Origin of the sequence: uncultured Thiohalocapsa sp., assembly GCF_913063425.1 — a bacterium.
Lineage (GTDB): Bacteria > Pseudomonadota > Gammaproteobacteria > Chromatiales > Chromatiaceae > Thiohalocapsa.
Map to the genome: position 1 here is coordinate 83889 of NZ_CAJXYK010000012.1, position 24661 is coordinate 108549.

Genomic DNA, 24661 nt, shown 5'->3' on the forward strand with positions numbered 1-24661 from the left:
CCCGCGGCTCGCGGGCGCCCTGCTTGAATCGGCGTCACTGACCAATTATTTTCCACCGCGTGAGCAATTGCCAGACATCCGGAGCACTGCATGGCCGAGTCACCGCACGTGATCAACGTCACCGAAGCCGACTTCGAGCGGGTGGTCATCGCCGGCTCCGCCGAGCGCCCCGTGCTGGTGGACTTCTGGGCCGACTGGTGCGCACCCTGTCGCCAGCTGATGCCGCTCCTGGCCAAGCTCGCAGATGAGTTTGCCGGCGCCTTCCTGCTCGCCAAGGTGGACACGGAAGCCGAGCAGGCCCTGGCGGCGGCGTTCGGCATCCGCAGCCTGCCGACGGTGCAGCTGTTCAAGGGCGGCCGCCCCGTGGATCAGTTCATGGGCGCGCTGCCGGAGGGCCAGATCCGCGACTTCCTGGCCCGCCACGTCGAAAGCGAGAGCGACCGCCGCATCGCCACCGCCGCCGATGCGATAGCCAGGGGCGAGCTGGAGGCCGCCGCCTCGCTGCTCGCCGAGCTGCGGGCCGAAGACCCCGACAACACCCGCCTGTTTCCGCTGGAGGTGCGCCTGGCACTGGCCCGGGGCGAGCACGACGCCGCGGCCGACATGCTGGCGCACACCCCCATCGAGCTCGCCAACGACCCCGAGATCGCGCAGCTGCACGGACAGATCGCCTTTGCGGAGGCCGCGGCCGAGGCGCCGTCGCCGGCGGCGTGCGAGGCCCGCCTCGCCGCTGACCCCGGCGACAGCGCCGCGCGTTACGGACTCGCCGCGCAGCAGGTGCTCGCAGGTGACTACCAGGCGGCCCTGGACAACCTGCTCACAGTCATGCAGCGCGATCGCGGCTACGGCGACGATGCCGCCCGCAAAGCCATTGTGATGGTCTTCGACCTGCTGGGCGATGATCCGCTGGTGAAGACCTACCGCGCCAAGCTCTCCCGGCTCCTGTACTGAGCACCGCGCAACCCGACCGGCATCACAACTCCAACGGTTGGCCCGGGCAGCGCGCGCAAAGGGCATCGTGTCCTTTGTGGAAATCCATTAGACTTGCGCCGGATAGGGTTGGAGCGGTCGCATCAAGGCCGATGCTCGGCAGGTGCTGGCCCAGGGGCTGCCGCATACCGGTCGGCGGGCCGTTCCCGCAGCAGTCCTGAGTCATCCCGCATGGAGCCGGTGTCATGTCACGCCTGATCGCTTTCACTGCCGCGGCCCTGGTGGTCGCAGCAACCGCCCACGCCGACCCGGTCACGGACCAGATCGACGCCGCCAAGCGCGCCTACGAGGCAGGCGAGGAGCAGGTCGCCATCCAGGCGCTGGAGTTCGCCGTCGCGCAGATCCAGGAGCAGCTCAAGGCGGAGCAGCTGGACCTGCTGCCGCCACCCCTGCCCGGCTGGACCGCAGAGGACCCGGTAAGCGACGCCGGCGGCATTGCGGCGATGCTCACCGGCAACAACCTGATGCGGACCTACCGCCGGGAGAACGGCGCCAGCGTCACGGTCAGCATCACAGCGGACTCCCCGCTGCTGTCCATGCTCACAACGCTGATGCAGGCCAGCCCGAGCGCAACCCCCTACACCCGCGCCGGCCACCGCGGCGTGCTGGAGCTGCACGAAGGCGGCACGAGCCGCATCCTGCTGCTGGTGGGCACGCGCATCCAGGTACAGGTGGAGGGCAGCGGCGTGGACCAGCAAACGCTTGAGGCCTATCTGGATGCCGTGCCGCTGGACCGCCTGGAGGACGCCCTACTGGGCTGAATCGATTGGGCTGAATCGATCAGAGCTGGTCGGGATGCGCCTGGGTGGATTGCGGCCGGACAGACTGTGGCCGGACAGACTGTGGCCGGGCAAACTGCGGCAGGGCGGTGTGCGTCGGGGCTCCGGCACACAGACCGGCGGGGTGTGCATCCGCCCGGGTGTGAGGCACTCACCATGCCCGCGGGCTGTTCCATCGGCACGCACGCCTCAACCAAGCCACAAACAACCAGACCACTGACGCACTGCCGCCATGACGGAGCCGCACGACGCCGGTAAGCAAGCCGGCACCATCGAGCTCAAGGGGTTCAATCGGACCCTCGCCGAGATCGAGTGGCTGCTGCTGGTGCTGATCCTCGTGTACATGACCCTGCCGGACGAGCCGGTGGATCAGCCCCTGCGCATCCTTGCCGCCGGCGCGGCCTTCGCGGCCTTCGTGGTGGGCTTCCGCTACGCCAACCTGTTCACGCTGCCGGCGCGCTGGAAGTTCACCATCGAGACCTGGGCCATGCTCGCCCTCACCGCGGTGGCCGTCTGGCACACAGGCAAGGTGGACAGCCCGCTGCTGAATCTCTTCCTGCTGGTGGTCATCTTCAGCGCACTGACCCTCGGCAAGGTCATCACCCTGCTGGAGCTTGCGCTCATCACCAGCTTCTATCTGCTCGCCGCCTATGCCGCGGGGGGCATCGAGATCTTCCGCTACGAGATCTTCAGCTCGCTCATGCTGCGCTTCGCGCCCTTCGTGCTGGTGGCCTATGTGACCTCCCTGCTGGCGGCGGACCTCGGCTTTGCGCGCGCCTATGTCGAGCAGCTCGCCGACACCGACACCCTCACCGGGCTCAGCAATATGCGCGCCTTCAATCAGGCCCTGTCACAGCACGAGCGCCTGGCACGCCGGCGCGCGGAGCCCCTGTCGGTGCTGATGATCGACATCGATAACCTGAAGGCCATCAACGACCACCACGGCCACGAGACGGGCAACCGCGCCATCCGCAATGTGGCTGCCGCCATCAAGGACTGTGTGCGCGCAAACGACGTGGTGGCGCGCTATGGCGGGGATGAGTTCATCGTACTGCTGCCGTCCGCACCCGAGAGCGCTGCACAGAACGCGGGCGAGCGCATTTTGAAGCGTATGGCCGATGCACCCGTTGAGGGATCGGCAGGACACGTGAGCGTCAGCGTCAGCATCGGGCTCGCCACGCTGCCCGTCGCGGCGGGTGATGTCGAGGAGCTTCTGCGCCACGCCGATGAGGCGCTCTATGCAAGCAAGCGCGCAGGCCGCAACCGCCTGTCGAGCTTCGCGAGCCTGTGCGCTGCTTAAGCGCGGCCGCCGGCGCCCCTCCGTCAGACCCGCCCGCTTGGCCAACCCACGCGCCCCAGCCCACGCGGCGGGCGCGCGCCGGACCCCTGCGCGCAGGCAGCGCTCAGAGCGCCAGCTGCTTCAGATAGGCGCGAAAGGCCTCACCCAGCTCAGGGTGCGTCAGCGCATATTCCACCGTGGCCTCCAGGTAGCCCTCCTTGCTGCCGCAGTCGTAGCGCTTACCCTCGAAGGGATAGGCCACCACGGGCTCTTCTTCCAGCAGCGCGGCAATGGCATCGGTGAGCTGGATCTCGCCGCCGGCGCCCGGCTTGGTCTGCTCCAGCTTGTCGAAAATGGTCGGTGACAGCAGGTAGCGGCCCACCACGGCGAGGTTCGAGGGCGCATCGCCGGGCTTGGGCTTCTCCACCATGGAGACCACACGCAGCGTGCCGTCCGGCTGCTGCTCGGTGGCGACGATGCCGTACTTGTCGGTCTCGCTCGGCGGGACTTCCTGCACGCTCAGCACGCTGGCGCCCGTGCGCTCGTACACCTCCGCCATCTGCTCCACCACGCCCTTGGCGTCGTTGCGGATCAGATCGTCGGCGAGGATGATCGCAAACGGCTCGTTGCCCACCACCGGCTTGGCGCAGAGCACGGCATGGCCCAGTCCCAGGGCCTCCGGCTGGCGCAGAAAGATGCAGTCCACGTGCTCCGGCAGGACGTTCTGCACCAGCTTCAGGAGCCGGTCCTTGCCGGCCTCCTTGAGCTCCGTCTCCAGCTCGTAGTTCTTGTCGAAATGATCCTCGATCGAGCGCTTGTGCCGGCCCGTGATGAAGATCAGGTGCTCGGCGCCGCCGGCTTCCGCCTCCTCGGCGGCGTACTGGATCAGCGGTTTGTCCACCACCGGCAGCATCTCCTTCGGGCTCGCCTTGGTGGCGGGCAGAAAGCGCGTCCCGAGGCCCGCCACCGGGAACACGGCTTTGCGGATTTTGGCCATATCGACTCCTGTTGTGTGTTGCTCGTGTCGAAGAGATGCGGTGCACCAGGGGCCGATCCCGGTGCCGGCGGCGTGAGCCGGGCTCAGTCGCCGAGTTCCGCGGCGATGGCGGCCAGTGCCGCCGCCTGATCCTGTGCGCCCGTGATGGGCCGGCCGATCACCAGGTAATCGGCGCCGGCTGCGACGGCTGCCGCGGGCGTCATGACCCGCTTCTGGTCCTGAACCGCCGCGCTCGCCGGCCGTACGCCCGGTGTCACCAGGCGGAAGTCCGGGCCGAACCGCGCCCGCAGGGCCGCCGCCTCCTGCGGCGAGCAGACCACGCCGTCGAGCCCCGCCCGCGCGGCCAGCCCGGCGAGGTCCAGCACCCGCTCGGCGGGCATGCCGGGGCAGCCGATGGCGGCGAGGTCCTCCGCGCCGAGGCTCGTGAGCACGGTCACCGCAATGAGCAGCGGCGGCTCGCGGCACTGCGCGAGCCGCTCCCGGGCGGCGGCGAGCATGGCAGGACCGCCCTGGGCATGGACGTTGACCATCCACACGCCCAGGTCCGCCGCCGCCGCGCAGGCGCCGGCCACGGTGTTGGGGATATCGTGGAATTTGAGATCCAGGAACACGGCGAAGCCCGCATCCACCGCCCGCCGCACCAGCGCAGGACCCGCACGGGTGAACAGCTCCTTGCCGATCTTGACGCGGCAGCGCGCGGGGTCCAGGCGCTCCAGCAGGGCAAGCGCCGGCGCTGTGTCGGCGAAGTCCAGGGCGACGATGATGCGCGGTCCGACGGGGTGAGTCATCGCTGCGGGAGCGCTCCTGTGTATGGACAGTCGGCGCCGCGGTGGCGGTGCTGCAGCGGCGCGATGGACATGGCAGCTCGGGCGGTCAGGCGATCTGTCGCTGGCGCAGCACCGCCGGCATGGCGATGGGCTCGGGCTCGACGGCCTTGATACTGCCCCAGCGCTTGCAGCTCGGGCACTGCCAGTGCAGCTCCCGCGCCTCGAAGCCGCAATGGTCGCACTGATAGCCGGGCTGCGCCGCGAGCTGGCGGGCGATGACCTCCAGCAAGACGCAGTCCTCCACCGACGGCGGCTGCTGCACCTGCCCCCGCAGCGCGAGCAGCCGCTCCGCGCCGGCGAGATCCGCACGGCGGCTCAGGTAGCTCACGAGGAACTCGCGTGCGGCGGCGACACCGCGCTCCGCCTCGATGGCGTCGCAGAGCCGCAGCATCAGCGGCGGCGATGGATGCTGCTCGAACAGCCCCCGCAGCTCCGCAATGACGGCCCCCCGGCCGAGCCGCTGCCAGCATTCCATCAAGCCCGGCAGCATCGCCGGCAGATACCTGGGGCCGCGCTGGGCCACACGGCGATACAGCAGTGCCGCGGTCTCCACATCCCCTCCGGCGAGCTCCATGCGCGCCTGCACCAGACTGGCACGAATGCAGTCGGGGTCCACCGCCTGCGCGTCCAGCAGGTGGGAGCGGGCAAGGTCCCCGTTGCCCTCGCGCAGGCACTGCTCGGCCAGCTCGCAGTGATAATGGGCGATCTCGGTGCTCAGGGATTCGTCGCTGATGCGCTGAAGCGCCTCGGCCGTCTCCACACACCTGGGCCATTCCTTCTCGGCCTGGTAGATCTCGATGAGGGCGCGCAGGGCGCGCTGCTGCTGGAGCCCATGCTCCACCAGCTCCCGGAACAGGCTCTCGGCGCGATCGAACAGTCCCGCCAGCATGTAGTCCCGCCCCAGCTCGTAGAGCGCGACGCCGCGCTGGGCGGCACCGAGACCCTGCCGGGCCACCAGGCTCTGGTGGATGCGGATGGCGCGGTCCACCTCGCCCCGACGCCGGAACAGCGCCCCGAGCGCCAGGTGCGTCTCCGCGGTCTCGCTGTCCACTTCGACGAGCTTGAGAAAGACGTCGATGGCCTTGTCCGGCTGCTCATTCAGGAGGTAGTTGAGGCCGCGGAAGAATACGGGCTCCCGCTCGTCGCCGCCGCTGGCCCGCGTGCTGCGCCGCGCCATCCACCAGCCGCTTGCCGCGGCCACCGGCAGCAGCAGGAAGAGCCATTCCATCAGCCGCCCCCCAGGCCGCCCGAGTCCGGCCCCAGGCGGCTGCGGTGTCGGCGAGGTCCCACGCCGGCGTGCGGCCGGCGCAAGGGCAGGCCCTGGACGAGCCCGGCGGCCGCACAGGCGCAAGCCGCGGCCGGGCGCGACACAGCCATGCCACTGCCTGGGCACGCCAGGACAACCGTTGCGGCGGTGTGTGCTGGGGTCATGCGGTTATCATACAAGCTGAGGTTGGCCGCCGCATTGCGCTGCCGGCGGCCATGCGCAGACGGGCGCCGCGGCGGCGCCTGACGCGGAGCGCTTCGTGCCGGGCGCTTTATGCCGGGCGGGCGCGCCCTCAGTTGTCCTGGCTTGGAATGCAACGCCAGCCCCATCAGGAGACCCATCTTATGAGCGAATTCCAAGGCCAAGTCGCCGTGGTCACCGGCGCCGCCGGCAACCTCGGCACGGCGCTCTGCCGCAGGCTCGCCGAAGCCGGCGCCAGCATCGCGCTGCTGGACCGCGACGCCGAAGCCATGGCGCAGCAGCAGGCGCAGCTGCCGCAGGCCACGGACGCCGCCAGCTTCACCGTGGACCTGCTCGACCCGGCTTCGGTGCAGGGCACCGTCGAGGCCGTGCATAAGCGCTTCGGCCGCATCGATCTGCTGGCCAACGTCGCCGGTGGCTTCGCCATGGGACCGCCGCTGGACGAAACCGACGACGCCACCTGGGACCTGATGCTGGACCTGAACGCCCGCTCGGTCTTCCACATGGCCCGCGCCGTCCTGCCGCTGATGCGTGCCGCGGGCTATGGGCGTATCGTCAATGTCGCCGCCCGCGCCGCCCTGCAGGGCCAGGGCAACATGGGTCCGTACTGCGCTTCCAAGGCGGCGGTGGTCTCCCTCACCGAGAGCCTCGCCGCCGAGACCAAGGCGCTCGACATCAACGTCAACTGCATCCTCCCCGGCACCGTGGACACACCGCAGAACCGCGCCGCCATGCCGGACAAGGACCATGACAGCTGGGTGCCCACGGATGCCCTGGCGGACGTGATGCTCTTCCTCGCCTCCCCGGCCGCGCGCTGCGTCAGCGGTGCCGCCGTGCCCGTCTACGGGCGCAGCTGAGCGTGCCGGCACCCAAGACACCCCAGGTCGCGGTCACCACGGAGCCGCAGCGGGCGGCGCACGGGCGCCGCCGGCACCTGCGGCGCACAGCGGCACTGTGGCTCCTGCTCGCCTGTCTGCCGCCCGCGGCGGGCGCTGTGGATGAGGCGTTTCTCACCGACGCGGACCGCGCACTGCTGGTGGAGGCGGTGGAGGCGGCCTACGAGCTCGACCTCTACAACGCCCGCTGCCGCAACGATCAGTCCGGTCGGCGCACGGAGAACCTCAACAAGGAGCTGGTGAGCCGCTATCGGATGACGGTGCTGGACGTCCTCGACGACCTCTTCCCGGAGGGCTACTACCGCAGCGCCCGGGAGCGCATGCAGGAGGACTTCCTCACCCGGTTGCGCGAGATGGGCGGCTGTGCCGGCGCCAAGACGGCGGGTCTGCGCGACGAGCTGGGCGCCCGCTATGACGCTGCCATGGAGCAGGTGGGCGAGCGTTCCTGAGCGGCTGTGAATAAACCCGCCGACCTACTGCAACGGCCGGCAGACTTTTCGCAACATCTGAGCCCGCCGGAGCGCGGCCTTCCTCGTGCGCCGCGTGGCTCACATACCGGCCCCAGGGCCAACCGCTGCGACGCTCAGGTGCCGCCGATGCCATCGCCGGGCGTCATGACCCGGGTCAGCCGCAGGTCCGCTGGCCGCCGCCGCAGGATCGGGTCGAGCTGCGCCAATGCCGGCGGCAGCGCCCCCATGGCCCGTGCGGCCTCGGCGCGGGTGCGGAAACCGCCGAGATAGAGGGTATGCCAGGGCGCCCCGCGCCAGCGGCCGGTGGACATCCAGCCGCCGGGTGCGTCGGCGCCCGCGAGGCCGTGCTCCAGCGCGAAGGACTTAAGCCGCGCCGCGTCCCGAAAGCCGATGAGCTGGATCAACCAGGGTGCCGGCGCCACGGCGCCGTGGTGCGGCGCCGCAGGCTGCCCGGGACGCTGCGGCGGCGCTGCGGCAGTACGCTCGCCGGCGGCAACCGCGCCCATCGCAGCCCGACGGCTGTCCCCGCCCGCCGCCTCCAGCCGTCGCAGGCGCGCCAGCAGATCGCCCATCAGCGCGCTGTCGGACACCTGCGCCAGCACCTCACGCTGACGCTGGGCCAGGGTCGCGTCGGCGCCCTCCAGGCGGGTGATCTCCTGCTGCAGCGCGGCGAGGCGTTGCTGAAGCTGGGCGCGATCGGCATGGCGCTCGCTGCTGGCCTGCTCGTCCAGCGCCGCCAGGCGCCGGTCCATGGCCGCCGCCTGGCGCTCCAGCTGCCACCAGGCGCCCGCGGCAAGCAGGCCGACCATCGCCAGGGCCGCGGCGAAGGGGCCACCGAGCAGCAGCACTGAGCGGCGGCGGCGGGCGTCGTTCCACGCGCGTTGGGTCTCTGCCTGGCGGCGGGCGTAGGTGCGTGCGGCGGTGACCTGGGCCTCGAGCCCGTCCAGGCGCGCGGTCAGGGCATCGGCGAGCTCGGTGAGCCGCTGCTCCAGGCTCGCGCTGTGCGCCGCGTCGTCATTGGCGGCCGCCAGCCCCAGCAGCGCCGTGGGGCCCGGGTCCGCGCCGCCGAACGGCGCCGCCAGCAGATCGCGCAGCGCAGTGACCTCCGCCGCCACGGCGTCCACACGCGCGGCGAGTCCGGCATCCGGTGCCGCCGCCCGCTCCAGGGCGCCGATGCGGTTGGCGAGCTGCGACCACTGCTCCTCCTGCGCCCGGGACAGCGTTTGCAGATCCGCAAGGCGCTCGCGCAGCCGGGTGAGATCATCCAGCCTGGGCGGCGGCTCCGGCGGCCGTGGCGCGGCGGCCGGCTCGGGATGACAGCGGGGGCGGGGTGAGCAAGGCTCGGTCATCCGCGTGCTCCGGGCAGCGGTGTTGTACGCTCGGGCCATGACCGCGGCTCAGGCCGCGCGGCCACCGGCATGGCGCGCGGGAGTCTACCGTAACCGAACGGTCATGGGACAGGCGCCTGACCCGCCAGAGGGCCGGACAGAGGGGCTCCGGTTGCGGCGAGCACCAGGGCGGCGCCGAGCAGCGCCAGGGTTTCGGTCAGCTCCACCAGGGCGCCGACGCCGTCGCCCGTGTAACCGCCGAGGCGCCGGCACAGGGAGGCGCGCCAGCGCACCAGCACCAAGCCCGCAGCAATGCCGGCCGCCAGGGCCGCCGGCAGACTCACGGCGGCGATGCCGAGCAGCGCCGCACCGCTCGCGATGCCCGTGGCCAGCCACGCACGGCGGCGCGGCAGGTGGCGGCCGAGCACCGCGCCCAGACCCTCAGGGCGCGCGGCGGGCGTCGTGAGCGCAAGCCAGAGGATCTGCGCCCGTGCCAGCACCGGCACCCACAGCAGCACCCAGACGCCGGGCATCGCACCCCCACCCGCGTCGCCCATGCCGGGCCCCAGCAGCACCCCCAGGGCCGTCAGCTTCCCGAGCAGCACCAGCAGCAGGGCCACCACACCCATGGTGCCGATGTGCGGGTCCTTCAGAATGGCAAGGGTCCGCTCGCGACTGCCGAGCCCGCCCACCCAGGCATCGGCACAATCGGCAAGCCCGTCCAGATGCAGCGCGCCGGTGGACCAGGTCCAGAGGCCGAGCAGCACCAGCGCCAGCGCCGGTGCACCCGACCCACCGGCGAGCCCGAGCATCTGGCCGGCCCAGGCGAGCCCACCGAGCACGGCACCGAGCACCAGGCCGATGACGGGGTAGAAGGGCGCCGCGTGCCCGTACAGCGTCGGCGGTGCGTCCGTGGCCACCGGAAAGGGCCAGCGCGTCAGAAAGCGGCCGGCGAGGAGCAATGCCCGAAGGGCGTCGCGGAGCCGGGTGACCACGAGCGTTCGTTGCGGGATGGGCTGAGGGTGGACTTGGGCCGCAGTTGGGGCCGGAGTTGGGCCGCACTCAGGCCGGGCTGCCGCGCAGCCGGGCCAGGTAGCTCACCGCTGTCAGGGCGGCGGCGCCCGCGGCGACCCCGATGAGTCCGTTCGCCACCACGCCGAGCAGCCCTTCGAGCGCCGGCATGCCGTGGACCACATGGGACAGGTGCTCGATACCGTGGTGCAGCGCCGGGATGCCGTGCACCAGAATGCCACCGCCCACCAGGAACATGGCGATCATGCCGAGCACGGACAGGGACTTCATCAAATAGGGCGCCGCCGCCAGGATGGCGCGCCCGGTGTGGTGCTGTACTTCACGCCACAGCCCCTCGCCCTTGCGCTTGGTGAGGTAGAGCCCGGCGTCATCGAGCTTGACGATGCCGGCGACGAGTCCGTAGACGCCCACGGTCATCAACAGCGCGATGCTGGCGAGCACGAGAATGCGCATCGGCAAGGCCTGCGCCGCGACGATACCGAGCGTGATGGCGACGATCTCCGCCGACAGCACGAAGTCCGTGCGGATGGCGCCCTTGATCTTCTGTCGCTCGAGCTTGGCCAGATCGACGTTCGGGTCGTTCAGGGCGTCGGCAATTTCCTGGTGGCGATCGAAGTCTTCCTTCGGGTGCAGGTACTTGTGTGAGAGCTTCTCGAAGCCCTCGTAGCAGAGGAAGAGCCCGCCTGCCATCAGCAGGGGCGTGATGACCCAGGGCGCGATGACGCTCAGCAGCAGGGCCGCCGGCACCAGGATGGCCTTGTTCAGCAGCGAGCCCTTGAACACCGCCCAGACGACAGGGATCTCGCGTTGTGCGCGCACCCCGGTCACCTGCTCTGCGTTCACGGCGAGGTCGTCACCGAGCACCCCGGCAGTCTTGCGCGCGGCGACCTTGGTGAGCACGGCCACATCGTCCAGGACGGTGGCGATGTCATCGAGCAGGGCGAGCAGGCTGGTGGCCATCGTGGCTCCTGTGTGCAGCGTCCGGTAGAGACAGGGGCGCCGCAAATGCGTGCGGCGGCGGGACCGGGTGCTCGGCGCCCGGACGGCACGGTAGCAGCGCCGCCGCCCGCGGGCAAGCAAGCAGCGCGCCTCATGAGCCACGCTCCAGCCGGTGCAGTGTGATCTCCGGGGGGCAGAACCAGCGCAGCGGTACCCCACAGGCGCCGGTGCCGACGGAGGTGTAGCCCACCAGCTGCCGGTAGTGCCAGGGTCCGGCCTGCATGGGCTTGGGCGCGTTGCACACCTGCACCAGCGCATGGCCGCCGGGCAGGCAGATCTGTCCGCCATGGGTGTGGCCCGAGAGCATCACATCGAAGCCGTAATCCGCCGCCTCGCGGTAGGTCTCGGGCGAGTGGCAGAGCAGCAGCGTGAAGCCCTCGTCGGGGATGGCATCGCGCACACCGGCCAGGTCATGGGTGCGGTAGAAGTGCGGATCATCCACACCGGCGAGGTACAGCCGGGCGCCGCCGTAGGGCACCGGCACGACCTCGTTCAGCAGAAAACGCAGCCCTGCCCGCTCCAGCGGCGGCACGATCTCGATGAAATCATGGTTGCCGAGCACCGCATACACAGGCGGGCGGAGCACCCCGAGCAACGCCAGCGTCTCCGCCACGGACGGCCCGTGATCCGCATCCGTGGTGTTGCGGAAATCGCCGGTGATGACGGCGATGTCGTAGTCCACGCCGGCGAGCCGCTCGCGCAGCACGGTGCCCAGCGCCGGGTCCAGGTCCAGATGCAGGTCGCTCAGCTGCAGCACGCGCAGGCCTGCCAGCGCCGGCGGCAGGCGCGGATGCGCCAGGCGGTGCTCCACCAGCCGCAGGTCGAGGAAATTGCGATAGCCCCAGCCGTGGATGCGCAGCAGGCGTGCCGTGCGGTCCGCCAGCACGTCGATGTCCAGCACCCGGGAGAGCCCGAGCAGGATCGCATCCTGGTGGGCGTCGCCGGCGACATGGTCGATTTGGGTGTTGAGCCGCCGGCGCAGCCGTGCCCGGCCCAGGCGGCGGGCCAACTCGGCGTAGTCCGCCGCGTCCATGCCCGATGCCGCATCCGGCATCTGGCGCGCCGCCTCTGCGCGATCTGTCATGGCTGAGCCCTCCCGGTGCTGCGCCCGTCTCTGCCCCGGCGCGGATGGTGCCCGGGATGCGGCGGCTGATACAACAGGCCGCCGGCTCGGTGCCACGCCTCACCAGTGACGGATCTGCCATCCGACATGTTGCCAATGGCCCCGCCTTGCCCAGCCGGGCCCTGGGCGTACCCCGGACCGGCGCTTCCGGGCAGCACCGCAGCGGCGAAATGGGTTATCTTGAATTGGCTGGAAGCCGTACATCCCCCGCAGCCCTCCAAGCGCCAGGACCAGCCGGACATGCAGCTGTTCCAGCAGATCGATGCCCGCACCTTCGTGCACTGCGTGGACGCGCGGGGCCGCCTCAGTCACGTGAACGACGCCTGGCTCGACTTCGCCACGGAGAACGGCTGGTCGGTGACGGCCGCAGACGTGCTCGGGCGGCCGCTGATGGACAGCATCGCGGATGGCCACCTGCGCTACCTCTACGGCCTGCTGATGGCCCGGCTGCGGGACGGTCACGGCCCCTTCCGCTTCCCATACCGCTGCGACGCACCGGACTGCCGGCGCTACATGCAGATGCACATGCTCTACCACCAGCGCTTAGGGGAGATCGAGTTCCGCAACCGGATTCTGCGCATCGAGCGGCGCACCGCTCAGGAGCTGCTGAACGTCCAGCACCCCACCGACGAGCGCAGCGTGACGCTCTGCAGCGCCTGCAAGCGGGTGGACACGGACCAGGGCTGGCTTGAGCTGGAGGACGCGGTGCTGCGCCTGCACCTGTTCGATTGCGACCGGCTGCCGCGCACCAGGCACGGCGTCTGTCCGTCCTGTGCGGGGCGGTTCGTGGAGCTGGCCCGCTGCGGCTGACAGTCCGAGCCCTCAGCGACCGTGTGCCACCAGGCTCGGCAGCCCGCCCGCCATGGGCAGGCGGATGCGGCTGCGGCAGGCGTGGGGCACCTCCAGCAGCAGGAGCGCCGTATCGGCGAGGCCAAGCACTTCACCGAGGATGGCGCGCACCACGCCGCCGTGGGTCACCACCAGGGGTCGCCGGGCCGGGGCGTCCAGCACCTGGCGCCAGCCGGCGGCGACGCGCCCGCGGAAGTCGGCGAGCGGCTCGGCACCCGGCGGCGTGAAGCCGGCGGGGTCCGTCCAGAAGGCGGCCAGATCAGCCGGCGGCAGCTCGGCCGCGCGCTTGCCCTCCCAGGTGCCGAAATCGCGCTCGCGCAGCGCGGGCAGCACGGTCACCGGCAGGTCGAGCCGGATCGCAAGGGCCTCGGCGAAGGCGGCGCAGCGCCGTGCCGGCGAGCACAGCACCGCATCCCAGTGCCCGGCGGCGGCGTCCGCCGTGGCCGCCTCCAGCTGCGCCCAGCCGAGCGCGGTGAGGGGGTCGTCGCGGCTGCCGCGGAAACAGGACCCGCCGGCGGCCTCGCCGTGGCGGAGCAGGTCCACGAAGCCAGCGTCTTCGACGTATCCCGTCATCGCCGCACCCTCTCACCGAGCTGCCGGAAGCCGACCATCAACGCCCCGCGGCAACACCCGCCTCGGCAAAGGTGGCCATGTCGTTGTGCAGCGCGCAGGCGAGGCGCAGCAGCGGCACCGCCGCGGCGGCGCCGCTGCCTTCGCCCAGGCGCATGCCGAGGTCCAGCAGCGCCGCCCCGTCCAGATCCGCCAGCATGGCCGCATGGCCGGGCTCCGCCGAGCGATGGGTGAGCAGCAGCCAGTCGCCGGCGCCGGGGCAGAGGCGGGTCGCCGCGAGCGCCGCCGCCGTGCTGATGAAGCCGTCCACCAGCACCGGGACGCCCTGCTGGGCACAGGCCACATAGGCCCCTGCCAGCGCGGCGATCTCGAAGCCGCCCACGGCCGCGAGCACCGCGGCCGGGTCGCCGAGCCGCCCCGCATGCAGCGCCAGGGCCCGCTCGATGACGGCCGCCTTGCGCCGCACGCCGGCGGCGTCGAGGCCGGTGCCGGGACCCACAAGCTCCGCAGGGCGTGCCCCGAGCAGGGCGCAGGCCACGGCCGTGGCGGCGGTGGTGTTGCCGATGCCCATCTCGCCGCCGATGAAGAGGTCCACGCCCTGCGCTTGCGCCCGCGCCACCGCGGCGGCGCCCGCCTGTACCGCCGGCGCCACCTCGCCGTCGCGCATGGCCGGCCCCTGGCAAAAGTCCGCGGTGCCCGGGGCGATGACAGCGTCCTGCACCAGCGGGTGCTCCGGCACCGCCACCACGGTGCCGAGATTCACCAGCTCGAGCCGGGCACCGAGCTCGCGCGCCAGCACGGAGATGGCGGCACCGCCCGCGGCCATGTTGGCCACCATCTGTGCGGTGACGGACTGCGGGAAGGCCGAGACGCCGCCGGCGGCGACGCCGTGGTCCGCCGCGAACACGGTGATCCACACCCGGTCCGCCGTCGGCCGCGCCCGGCGCTGCAGACCGGCCAGGCGCAGGGCAAGCCCCTCCAGCATCCCCAGGGCGCCGCGGGGCTTGGTGAGCTCGCCCTGGCGGGCCGCGGCGCGGTCGGCGGCGTCCGGGTCCGGTGCGATGGCGGGTCGGCGTAGCCAGTCAATGTCAGTCATCAATCGTTGCCTTGGAGCGGCGGCCCCTTGAGCGCCAGCGGCAGGCCGGCGGCGGTGAAGTAGACGGCGTCGCAACGGGCCGCCAGCTGCTGATGCAGGCTGCCGGCGAGGTCGCAGTAGCGCCTTGCAAGCGCGTTCATGGGGATGACGCCGAGGTTGGTCTCGTTGCCGACGAAGATGACCTGCCCCGGCAGGTCGGCGAGCAGGGCCGGCAGGGCTTCAAGCTCCCGACCCAACCGCTCCTCGTCGCCCGCCCAAAGCAGGTTGCTGAGCCAGAGCGTCAGGCACTCCACCAGCACACAGCGGCAGGCGGCGGCCTCCCGGCGCAGGCTGTCCACCAGCGCCAGCGGCTCCTCCACCAGCCGCCAGTCGGCGGGCCGGCGCTCGCGGTGGGCGGCAATGCGCGCCGTCATCTCGTCGTCCGAGGCCCTGGCGGTGGCGATATAGGTCACGGCGAGGCCCGAATCGCGCGCCAGGCGCTCGGCGAGGCGGCTCTTGCCGGAGCGGACGCCGCCCAGGATCAGCCTATGCATGGACATCCAGGTTCGCGTATCGAGTTTCGAGGTTCGAGGTTCGCGGTTCGGGTGACGCGGCGCATTGTCCGGGAATGCAGCAGGAGGCCCGCCTCTCGCCCCTCGCCCTTCAAATCAAGGCACATAGCGCAGCGTCACATAGAGCCCCCGCCCCGGCTGGTTGTAGTAGGCCACGGTTTCGTATTCGGTGTCGAAGACGTTCTCCAGCCGGGCCTGGATCTTAAGGGCCTCGCTGAAGGCGTAGGACGCCCGCAGGTCCAGCAGGGTATAGCCGTCCAGGCGCACGGAATTCGCGGGGTCGTCGAAGCGCCGGCCGGCGGCGAAAACGCTTGCACCCACGCCGACCCGCCCGAAGCGGCGGTCCAGGTCCAGGCGGAAGCTCTGCTCCGGGCGCCGGGCCAGCAGATTGCCGTCATCCGGGCCCTTGGATGTATTGCGTGGGTCGAGCAGGGTCAGGTTGGCCTGAATGTCCGTGCCCAGCAGGCGGCCGACGGTCACGGCCTCCAGGCCCCGGATGCGCGCCTGGTCGATGTTCTCGGCGGCGAAGGTGGGCGGCACCAGGGTGATGAGGTCGTCGATGTGGGTCTCGTAGACATTCAGCGAGAAGTCCAAGGGACCGGCGCGCCCGGCGATGCCGAGCTCGGCGCTGCGGGATTCCTCTGGGTCCAGGTCCGGGTTGCCGCCGGCGAAGAAGGCATCGCCCGGATAGTAGAGGTCGTTGAAGGTGGGTGCCGTGAAGGCCGTGCCATAGGCCGCGGTGACCCGCAGGTCCGGCGTGATGTCATAGCCGAGCACAAGGTCGCCGGTGGTGTGGCCGCCGAACTGCTCGTTGTCGTCATGCCGCAGGCTCGCCTTGACCGCGGCGGGACCGAGCCAGGCCTGGTATTCGCCGAAGACGCCGATGTTGTCCCGGGAGCTCAGGGTGTAGTCCACGTCGCTGGTGACGGCGTCCTCCTGGTAGTCAACGCCGACGGTGACGAGATGATCGGCGCCCACGGCGACATCGTTCTGCAGGCTCAGGCTGTCGCGACGGGTGTCGAAGCGGCTTGCGAAGGCGCCGTCCTTGAAGTTGCGCTGCTCGTCCCAGCTGCGTCCCGCGGAGAGCTTCACGTCCCAGGCGTCCAGCGGGCGCAGGCGCAGACTGACGCCTGCCACCTGCTGGACGTTGCGGGCCTGGTTCTGGAAGGCGCCGTCGTAGTCCACGTCCGTCTCGGCGCGCAGGAATGTGGCGTCGACGCTGAACCGCTCGGAGAGGTCGTAGCCGGCGCTGGCGCTGACACCCTGATTGGTGTAGCCGTCTGCATCCGGCTCGTCCGTGCCGCAGCCGTCGAAGTACGGGAAGCCGCGCCCGGCGCAGGCATCGAAGCCGCGGCTCTGATCGAAGTTGCCGGCGACACTGAAGCGCCCCTGCTCGCCGCCGCCGCGGATGCCGCCGGCGATACCGGCCGTCTGATACCGCCCGGCGCTGAGGCTGCCGAAGGCCCGCAGCGGCCCGCCGCCGCGGCGGGTGAAGACCTGCACCACGCCGCCCGCGGCCTCCGAGCCATAGAGGCTGGAGCGTGGGCCGCGCACCACCTCGATGCGCTCGATCTGATCCACCGGCAGATTCTGAAACTCGGTCTGCCCGGTGGTGGCGGAGCCGACCTTGATGCCGTCCACCAGAAACAGGACCTGGTTGGGATTGGTGCCGCGCAGATACAGGTTCGCGACCCGCCCCGGCCCACCGAAGCTTGCCATGGAAATGCCAGGCAGGCCGCGCAGCAGGTCCAGGGTGCTGCGCGCCTGGGAGCGCTCGATGTCGTCTCGGGTGACGACGCTCACGGGCGCCAGGGTGGCATCCGCGGTTTCCGCGGTGCGGGTGGCCGTGACCACCACGGGGTCCACCTCGCTCACAGCATCGACGAAGCCCGCGTCCGGGGCGGAATCGGCGTCAGTCGCGGCACTCGTCGCGCCGGTTGTTGCGAGCGACAGCAGCGACGCTGCCACGAGCACACCGCTGCGGCGCCGCTGCCGCAGAGGCTTTTCTGGTAGACGTGTCATGCAATACCTCTCGACTCCCCGCTCACCCGCTGGGGATTTCGGTGAATTCAAGCGCCGAGAGGCGGCGGGCGGCGTGGGCGATGGACGAGGCAGGACGCACAAGGCGGCGGCCCGCGGATGCGGACGCGACCGATTGCTGCGGCGGGCACACGAGCGGCACCGGCACGCCGGCACCGCCCACCGCGACGCCGCGAGCAACCGTTGGGCCGGTATCCGGGCTCACGAGCTGGGAGGCGGGCCTGGCGGCTCCTGGGGGGCTCCTGGGGGGCTCCTGGGGGGCTCCTGGGGGGCTCCTGGGGGGGCTCCCGGGGGCGCTCCTGGGGGGCCTTTGCCCGCACATCCCGGCCGCGACGCCTTCCCGCGGCCCAGCTGGCCACAGTGGCATGTGTCACGGCGCGACTCGCCTACCGTTGCGGGGGCAGCGCCGGCATCACGCGGCATCGGCGGCAGCGCTGCGGTTGCGCGCACCGACACCGGCGTTGGACCGGCTTCCCGTTCAACCCCGCCACCGCCTGGCGAATGCCGGCGGCCGGGGCACCCATCGGAAAGCCCGAATATTCTGATGTTTCTTTGCCCCCGACCGCAAGCGCGCCGCCTGACACGGGTCAACGGCAAGGCTCGCGGCGCCGCCGGGCAAGGCGCTGTTCCACTGGACGCTGGATGGGCTGGGCCGATGGATGCCGCCGGCAGGCCATCACCAGTGCACCCGGTGCCGAGGCAGGGGGGCCGCCGCGGCAGACTGCGACCTCCCCGCAGGGCTTAGGCGCTTCAATGGCGTACAATCCGTAGGATAACGCTGGACCCTATCACGCAGAGCAGTGCCCCCAATGCCAGACACCAGCAGCGGCGTCGACCTGCCGCACACCGAGGACACACCGGCTGAAGCCAGATTCTATGTCGTCGCCGTGGGCGCCTCCGCCGGCGGACTCGACGCACTGGAGCGCTTCTTCCACGGCCTGCCGGCGCGCTCTGGGGCCGCCTATGTGGTGATCCAGCACCTGTCGCCGGATCACAAGAGCATGATGGGTAACCTCCTCGGCCGACACACCGGCATGCCGGTGGTCACCGTCGAGGACGGCATGGACATCAAGCCGGATCGGGTGCACCTGATCCCGCCGGCGAGCGTCATGAGCGTCTCGCGCAGCCAGCTGCGCCTGAGCCCGAAGAACCCCCGTGGGCTCACGCTGCCCATCGACCTCTTCTTCACCGCCCTGGCACGGGAGTTCGGCAAGTACGCCATCGGTGTGGTGCTGTCGGGCACCGGCTCCGACGGCACCCGCGGCGCGGTGGCCATCAACGACGCCGGCGGCCTGCTGCTGGCGCAGGAGCCCGAGTCCGCCAAGTTCGACGGCATGCCGCGCAGCGTCATTGCCACCGGGCTGGTGGACGGCACCCTGCCGCCGGAGGAGCTGGGCCCGCGGGTGATGGACCACATCAGCCAGGCGCCGCGCCCGCGCATCCGCCCGCCCGAGGAAGGCATCACCGCGGACCGCCAGAGCGCGCTGGAGGAGACCATGCACCTGCTTCAGCAGCAGGGCGGCATCGACTTCCGCGAGTACAAGCCGGCCACGGTGATGCGCCGCATCGAGCGCCGCATGCAGGTGCGCCACGTGCCGGACCTGGAGAACTACGCCCGCCTGCTGGACGGCGACCGCACCGAGCTCAACGCCCTGCGCCGGGAGCTGCTCATCCCGGTCACCAGCTTCTTCCGCGATCCCGTGGCCTTCGAGGTCCTCGCCCAGACCGCCATCGACACCATCGTCAAGGAGCGCGGCGAAAACCAGCCCATCCGCATCTGGGTGCCCGGCGCCTCCACCGGCGAGGAGGCCTACTCCATCGCCATTCTCTTCGCCGAGGCCTGCGCGCGGGCGCGGCGCTGGCCGCCGATCAAGCTGTTCGCCACCGACGTCGAGCAGCACAACGTGGACTTCGGCAGCGCCGGCGTTTTCTCCGAGGCCATCACCACCGAGGTCTCGCCGGAGCGCCTGGAGCAGTGGTTCTACAAACGCGGCAACCACTTCGTCATCAAGAACGAGATCCGCCAGAACATCGTCTTCGCACGCCACAACCTGCTGCAGGACCCGCCCTTCACGCGCATGGACCTGGTCTCCTGCCGCAACCTGCTCATCTACTTCCGCACCGAGGCCCAGGAGCGGGCGCTCAGGCGGCTGCAATACGCCCTGGCCCCCGGCGGCTTCCTGTTCTTGGGATCCAGCGAGACCCTGGCACAGCTCCAGACCGACTTCACCGCCGTCAACTCCAAGGCCAAGGTGTTCCGCATCCTGCGCCACGTCGCACTGCCGCTGGACACCGGCGCCTCGCAGCTGCAGCGCCTCGCCGGCGCTGCCCATGCCCACCCGCGACGCCACAGCCACAAGGACCGCCAGCTCACCGACGCCGCCGCCATCGAGGCGGGCGAGTCCGTGCTGCTGCGCTCCTACGCGCCCACCAGCCTGCTGCTGAACGGCAACCAGGAGCTGATGCACGTCTTCGGCGACGTCAGCCATTACCTGCGCATCGGCGAGGGCGCCGTCACCCTGGACCTTGCCAAGCTGCTGCCGCCGGCGCTGGCCCCGGTGGCCCAGGCCCTGCTGCACAAGACCGCCCGCGGCCATGAGCCGCTGCGCTCGGACCTGCTCACCATGCAGCTGCCCGACGGCAGCAGCGAGCGGCTGCGGCTGGTGGCGCGCAGCGTGTCGCTGGACCAGGGCGAGCCGCACCTGCTGTTGTCCTTCGAGCCGGACACCGCGCCGGTGGACGAGACGCTGGCGCGCGGCAGCGCCATCGAGACCATGAACATGGACCAGGAGCACGCCGAGCGCGTGCAGACCCTGGAGCGCGAGCTGGCCGCCACCCGCGAGAGCCTGCAGGCCACCATCGAAGAGCTGGAGACCGCCAACGAAGAGCTCCAGGCCACCAACGAGGAGCTGATGGCCTCCAACGAAGAGCTTCAGTCCTCCAACGAGGAGCTGCAGTCCGTCAACGAGGAGCTCTACACCGTCAACGCCGAGAACCAGGAGAAGATCGAGATCCTGAACCGCCTCAACGCAGACCTGGACAACATGGCCAAGGCGGCGGCCATCGCCACCATCTTCGTGGACGCCAACCTGCTGCTGACCCGCTTCACGCCGGAGGCCACCAGCCTGTTCAAGATCCGCGACGGCGACATCGGCCGCTCCATCGAGGACTTCACCAATCTGCTGGACTATCCAGAGTTCGTCGCCGAGCTCAAGCGCACCATCGCCGACGGCGAGATGAGCCAGCGCGAGATCCGCGCCGCCAACGGCCGGCTCTATCTGCTGCGGGTGCTGCCCTACGCGGTGCGCGAGCGCGAGGCCCGGGGCGCCGTGGCCACCTTCGTGGACGTCACCGTGCTGCGCGACGCCGAGCGCCTGCAGGCGGTGCTGGACTCGCTGCCGGAGCACGTCGCGCTGCTGGACGACGACGGCGAGGTGAAGATGATCAATCGCGCCTGGCGTGAGTTCGCGGCGGCTCACGACGCCGCGGGCGGACTGGGCAGCCGCTATCCGGAAGCCTGGGCCGGCGAAAAAGGCTTCGACGAGCCGCAGGAGTCCCAACTGCGTGATGGGCTCGACGCCCTCATCGGCGGGGCCAGCGAGACCTTCTCCATGATCTACCCGTACCACGGCGACGACGGGGAGCGCTGGTTCGCCATGCACGCCGCACCCATCGTGCACGGCAACGGCGGCATCGTCGTGAGCCACGTGGATATCACCCGCTGGTATCGCGGCGCCACCCCGGCCTGAAGGCCCGCCGCCGGGTGCCCACTGTGCGGGGACCCCGGTGGCGGCGGCTCGATGCCCGGCGCTTGACTCCGTTGGCGGCACCGCGGCCCAGAACGGCAACCATGACAAGAGACAAGACGCACAGCGCCGACGCGGCCGAACCGCCCGCCGCTTACACCGAGACCGATGCAGCGCTGCGTCACCGTGCCCTGGACGCGCTGCGCACCGGGCGCTTCGATCTGGTGGAGCAGGTCCTCGCCGACGGCGACCTGGACGCCGCCGCCCTGGTGGAAAACCTGAGGGTCTACCAGGCGGAGCTGGAGCTCCAGAACGAGGAGCTGCGCGCCAGCGAGCAGCACGCGCAGACGGCGCTCGCGCGCTACACCACGCTGTTCACCAACCTGCCCATGGCCGGTCTGGTGGTGGACGGCTACGGACTGGTGCTGGAGACCAATCCACAAGCCCGGCGTCTGCTCGCCCTGCGCGACGTGCGCTCGCACCAATACTTCCTGGTGCGCCTGGTCCACCCGGATGACCGCAGCGCCGTCGCCGGCGCCTTCGAGCGCGCCAAGCAGAGCCAGGCGGAGGGCCTGTCCGGACTGCGCTTCGACGCCGCCGACGGCAGCCGCTTCCAGGCGGACCTGCACATCGCCCGTCTGCCGGGCGCCGAGGGCGCGCCGCTGCAGTTCGTCTGCGCCGTGGTGGACCAGACGGAGACCATCCGCCAGCGCAATGCCCTCGCCCGGGCCTACGACGCCCTGGAGCAGAGCGAGGAGCGCTACCGCGTGCTCGCCGACTTCAGCCCGGACTGGGATTACTGGTACGGGCCGGACCGCCGGTTCGTCTACGTCTCTCCCGCCTGCCTGGCGGTCACCGGCTACAGCGCCGAGGACTTCCGCAAGGACGCGGGCCTATTCGAGCAGCTGGTGCACCCCGACGACCTGGCGCAATGGCAGGCGCACATGGCCTCGGTTCAGGACAGCACGCACACGGACACCTGCCACCTCCAGTTCCGCATCCGCTCCCGCGACGGCCACACGCGCTGGATCGAGCACGTCTGCCGGCCGGTGACCACCCCGGACGGGCGCTTTCTCGGGCGCCGCGGCATCAACCGGGACATCACGCCACGCCACGACGCGCAGGAAGCCCTGCGGCGCAGCGAGGCCCGCTTCCGCTCCATCTTCGATGCCGCCCCCGTGGGCATCGCCCTGCTGGACAACGACGGGCGGCCGGTGATGACCAATCCGGCCCTGCAGCGCTTCCTCGGCTACAGCGGCGAGGAGCTTTCGCAGCTCAGCTTCCGTGACTACACCCATGCCGAGGACCTGGCCGCGGAGACCCCGCACTTCCGCGAGCTGTGCGCCGGCCGGCGCTCGAGCTACACCCGCGAGAAGCGCTACCTGCGCAAGGACGGCAGCGTCGTCTGGGGGCGGCTCACGGTGACCCGCGTCGAAGGCGACGACGATAACCGCTACACGCTCGCCATGATCGCGGACATCCACGAGCAGCGTACCGCGGAGCAGGCCCTGCGCGATCAGGACCGCCGCTACCGGGCGCTGTTCGAGTCCGCCGGCGAGGGCATGACCATCATCCAGGACGGTGTCTTCCGGTCCTGCAACCAGGCCGCACTGGACATGCTCGGCTGCACCGACGCGGCGGCGCTGATCGGCAAGCGCCCCGCGGATGTCTCACCGCCGGTGCAGCCGGACGGCGAGCCCACCACCGCGAAAGAGACCCGGCTGCTGCGCGAGGCCGCAAACGGGGGCGTGGCGCGCTTCGAATGGGAGCATGTGCGCAGCGACGGCAGCACGCTGCCCGTGGAGGTGACGCTGATCCCGGTGGAGATCGACGGCCACCCGGCCCACTACGCCATCTGGTACGACCTCACCGACCGGCGCATCGCCGAGCAGCGAGAGGAGCGCGCCCGCACGGTGTTCGACAACACCTCCGAGGGCATCGTCGTCACGGACCCGGAGCAGCGCATCGTCGCCGTCAATCGCGCCTTCACGGAGATCACCGGTTACACCGCGGCAGAGGCCCTGGGCCAGACTCCCCGTATTCTGCAGTCCGGGCGCCAGGACGCGAGCTTCTACCAGACCATGTGGGCAGCACTGGATCGCACCGGCCAATGGCGCGGGCAGTTCTGGAACCGGCGCAAGAACGGCGAGCTCTACCCGCAGCTCAGCACCATCAGCGCCGTGCGCGACGCCGGCGGGCGACTCACCAACTACATCGGCGTGTTCGGCGACATCACCCAGCTGAAGCGCTCCGAAGAGGCGCTCTACGAGCTCGCGCACAAGGATGCCCTCACCGGGCTCGCCAACCGCACCCTGCTGCGCGCCAGACTGGAGCAGTCGCTCGCGCGCGCCGGCCGCGATGGGCGCATGCTGGCCCTGCTCTTCCTGGACCTGGACCTGTTCAAGAACGTCAACGACACCCTGGGCCATCCCGTGGGCGACGCCCTGCTGCAGAGCGTGGCCGCCGCCATGTCCAAGCGCGTACAGGATGCAGTCAGCATCGCCCGTCTCGGCGGCGACGAGTTCGTCGTGCTGCTGGAGGACATGGCAGCGCCCAACGCCGCTGCCGAGCTGGCGGAGGATCTGCTCAAGGTCTTCACCCAGCCGTTTCCGGCACAGGGCCGCGAGCTGCACATCACCGCCAGCATCGGCATCAGCGTCTACCCGCCGGACGGCGCGGACATGGATGCCCTGCTCGCCAAGGCAGACGTGGCCATGTACCGCGCCAAGGAGCAGGGCCGCAACACCTATCGCTTCTTCAAGCCGGAGATGACCGAAGGCGCCGTGGAGCGCCTGCGCCTGGAGAACGCGCTGCGCGGCGCCCTGGCCCGGGACGAGCTCAGCGTGGAGTATCAGCCCCAGGTGCATCTCAAGGACGGCTGCATGCACGGGGCCGAGGTGCTGATGCGCTGGCATCACCCGCAGCTCGGGGCCGTGCCGCCGGCGCGCTTCATCCCCATCGCCGAGGAGCTCGGGCTCATTGTCGAGCTGGGCACCTGGGCCCTGACCCACGCCTGCCGGCAGCTCGCGGACTGGGATGCCCGTGGCTTCCTGGTGCCGCGGCTCGCTGTGAACCTGTCGGTGCTGCAGCTGGAGCGCCCGGGGCTGGTGGAGGAGGTCGCCGCGGCACTGCGCGCCGCCCGCATCGAGCCGGACCGCCTGGAGCTTGAGGTCACCGAGTCCATGCTCATGCGCCATGCGGAGCAGGTCATCGCCAACCTCGCAGCGCTGCGCGGCATGGGCATCACCATCGCCGTGGATGACTTCGGCTCCGGCTTCTCGTCCCTTGCCTACCTCAAGCGCCTGCCCATCCACCGGCTCAAGATCGACAAGTCCTTCATCGATCAGCTCACCGCGGATGCCAACGACGACGCCATCGCCCGGGCCATCATCGCCCTGGGGCGCGGCCTCGGGCTAGAAGTCATCGCCGAGGGTGTGGAGACCGAGGCACAGGCCGCATTTCTGCGCCGGGAGGGCTGCACCGAGGCCCAGGGCTTCCTCTACGGGCGTCCCATGTCCGCGGCGGACCTGGAGGCGGCCGTCGCCCCGGGCCGGCCCCTGCGCGTCGCAGCCGCCCACTGAGCACACCCACTGAGCCCCGCCCCCCGCCGGCGACCTCACC

The 24661-nt window shown here is 70.8% G+C and carries 19 protein-coding genes and 1 riboswitch; of the genes, 8 read left to right on the forward strand and 11 right to left on the reverse strand.

Annotated features, from left to right (window positions below; all coding sequences use genetic code 11):
- The first annotated feature begins 90 nt into the window (after positions 1 to 90).
- From QZ607_RS08980 to QZ607_RS08990, 3 genes are all read left to right on the forward strand, one after another.
- Positions 91 to 951 carry a tetratricopeptide repeat protein gene (locus tag QZ607_RS08980; protein ID WP_295882003.1) on the forward strand — a complete coding sequence of 287 codons (861 nt, stop codon included), beginning with the start codon at positions 91 to 93 and terminating at the stop codon, positions 949 to 951.
- Positions 952 to 1175: 224 nt separating this feature from the next.
- Positions 1176 to 1751, forward strand: coding sequence for a hypothetical protein (locus tag QZ607_RS08985; RefSeq protein ID WP_295882005.1), 576 nt, complete (start codon positions 1176 to 1178; stop codon positions 1749 to 1751).
- Between the two features lie 250 nt (positions 1752 to 2001).
- Positions 2002 to 3069 carry a GGDEF domain-containing protein gene (locus QZ607_RS08990; protein ID WP_295882006.1) on the forward strand — a complete coding sequence of 356 codons (1068 nt, stop codon included), beginning with the start codon at positions 2002 to 2004 and terminating at the stop codon, positions 3067 to 3069.
- A 103-nt stretch (positions 3070 to 3172) separates the two neighbouring features.
- Here QZ607_RS08990 and galU read toward each other — a convergent pair whose 3' ends face one another.
- The 3 genes from galU to lapB form a co-directional block, all read right to left on the reverse strand.
- Positions 3173 to 4045: a UTP--glucose-1-phosphate uridylyltransferase GalU gene (gene galU, locus QZ607_RS08995; protein WP_295882008.1), complete on the reverse strand. Its 873-nt coding sequence runs from the start codon at positions 4043 to 4045 to the stop codon at positions 3173 to 3175.
- Between the two features lie 83 nt (positions 4046 to 4128).
- The gene (pyrF, locus tag QZ607_RS09000) at positions 4129 to 4833 is read right to left on the reverse strand and encodes an orotidine-5'-phosphate decarboxylase (protein WP_295882010.1); all 705 of its coding nucleotides are present in this window, start codon (positions 4831 to 4833) and stop codon (positions 4129 to 4131) included.
- 85 nt (positions 4834 to 4918) lie between these two features.
- Positions 4919 to 6100, reverse strand: coding sequence for a lipopolysaccharide assembly protein LapB (lapB, locus tag QZ607_RS09005; protein WP_367268169.1), 1182 nt, complete (start codon positions 6098 to 6100; stop codon positions 4919 to 4921).
- A gap of 383 nt (positions 6101 to 6483) precedes the next feature.
- On the opposite strand from lapB, the gene QZ607_RS09010 reads away from it, so the two are divergent.
- Entirely contained in the window at positions 6484 to 7197 is a 714-nt protein-coding gene (locus tag QZ607_RS09010) for an SDR family NAD(P)-dependent oxidoreductase (RefSeq protein ID WP_295882011.1), read from the forward strand.
- 2 nt (positions 7198 to 7199) lie between these two features.
- The gene (locus QZ607_RS09015) at positions 7200 to 7685 is read left to right on the forward strand and encodes a hypothetical protein (protein ID WP_295882013.1); all 486 of its coding nucleotides are present in this window, start codon (positions 7200 to 7202) and stop codon (positions 7683 to 7685) included.
- A gap of 134 nt (positions 7686 to 7819) precedes the next feature.
- On the opposite strand, the gene QZ607_RS09020 is transcribed toward QZ607_RS09015, so the two are convergent.
- From QZ607_RS09020 to QZ607_RS09035, 4 genes are all read right to left on the reverse strand, one after another.
- Positions 7820 to 9055, reverse strand: a complete 1236-nt coding sequence (locus QZ607_RS09020) for an SPOR domain-containing protein (RefSeq protein WP_295882015.1) — start codon at positions 9053 to 9055, stop codon at positions 7820 to 7822.
- Between the two features lie 101 nt (positions 9056 to 9156).
- Complete coding sequence (locus tag QZ607_RS09025) at positions 9157 to 10029, reverse strand: adenosylcobinamide-GDP ribazoletransferase (RefSeq protein ID WP_295882017.1); 873 nt, start codon at positions 10027 to 10029, stop codon at positions 9157 to 9159.
- 67 nt (positions 10030 to 10096) lie between these two features.
- On the reverse strand, positions 10097 to 11026 hold the full coding sequence (locus QZ607_RS09030) for a DUF808 domain-containing protein (protein WP_295882019.1): 930 nt from the start codon (positions 11024 to 11026) through the stop codon (positions 10097 to 10099).
- A 130-nt stretch (positions 11027 to 11156) separates the two neighbouring features.
- Positions 11157 to 12149 carry a metallophosphoesterase gene (locus QZ607_RS09035; protein WP_295882020.1) on the reverse strand — a complete coding sequence of 331 codons (993 nt, stop codon included), beginning with the start codon at positions 12147 to 12149 and terminating at the stop codon, positions 11157 to 11159.
- A 219-nt stretch (positions 12150 to 12368) separates the two neighbouring features.
- Between QZ607_RS09035 and QZ607_RS09040 the strand changes: the two genes are divergently transcribed.
- Positions 12369 to 12998 (forward strand): hypothetical protein, encoded by a 630-nt coding sequence (locus QZ607_RS09040; RefSeq protein WP_295882021.1) that lies wholly within the window; start codon positions 12369 to 12371, stop codon positions 12996 to 12998.
- Between the two features lie 12 nt (positions 12999 to 13010).
- On the opposite strand, the gene QZ607_RS09045 is transcribed toward QZ607_RS09040, so the two are convergent.
- The 4 genes from QZ607_RS09045 to btuB all read right to left on the reverse strand — a co-directional run bounded on the left by QZ607_RS09045 (position 13011) and on the right by btuB (position 17276).
- Positions 13011 to 13610, reverse strand: a complete 600-nt coding sequence (locus tag QZ607_RS09045) for a histidine phosphatase family protein (protein WP_295882022.1) — start codon at positions 13608 to 13610, stop codon at positions 13011 to 13013.
- 37 nt (positions 13611 to 13647) lie between these two features.
- The gene (gene cobT / locus QZ607_RS09050) at positions 13648 to 14706 is read right to left on the reverse strand and encodes a nicotinate-nucleotide--dimethylbenzimidazole phosphoribosyltransferase (RefSeq protein ID WP_367268170.1); all 1059 of its coding nucleotides are present in this window, start codon (positions 14704 to 14706) and stop codon (positions 13648 to 13650) included.
- The gene (cobU, locus tag QZ607_RS09055; protein ID WP_295882077.1) at positions 14703 to 15236 is read right to left on the reverse strand and encodes a bifunctional adenosylcobinamide kinase/adenosylcobinamide-phosphate guanylyltransferase; all 534 of its coding nucleotides are present in this window, start codon (positions 15234 to 15236) and stop codon (positions 14703 to 14705) included. Before cobU ends, cobT begins: the two co-directional genes overlap by 4 nt.
- A 114-nt stretch (positions 15237 to 15350) precedes the next feature.
- Positions 15351 to 17276 (reverse strand): TonB-dependent vitamin B12 receptor, encoded by a 1926-nt coding sequence (btuB, locus tag QZ607_RS09060; protein ID WP_295882026.1) that lies wholly within the window; start codon positions 17274 to 17276, stop codon positions 15351 to 15353.
- 314 nt (positions 17277 to 17590) lie between these two features.
- Positions 17591 to 17721: riboswitch (cobalamin riboswitch) on the reverse strand.
- A gap of 382 nt (positions 17722 to 18103) precedes the next feature.
- Here btuB and QZ607_RS09065 point away from each other — a divergent pair.
- Together QZ607_RS09065 and QZ607_RS09070 are read left to right on the forward strand one after the other, a co-directional pair.
- Positions 18104 to 21043 (forward strand): chemotaxis protein CheB, encoded by a 2940-nt coding sequence (locus QZ607_RS09065; protein ID WP_295882029.1) that lies wholly within the window; start codon positions 18104 to 18106, stop codon positions 21041 to 21043.
- Between the two features lie 101 nt (positions 21044 to 21144).
- On the forward strand, positions 21145 to 24621 hold the full coding sequence (locus QZ607_RS09070; protein ID WP_295882031.1) for a PAS domain S-box protein: 3477 nt from the start codon (positions 21145 to 21147) through the stop codon (positions 24619 to 24621).
- The last annotated feature ends 40 nt before the right edge of the window (positions 24622 to 24661 follow it).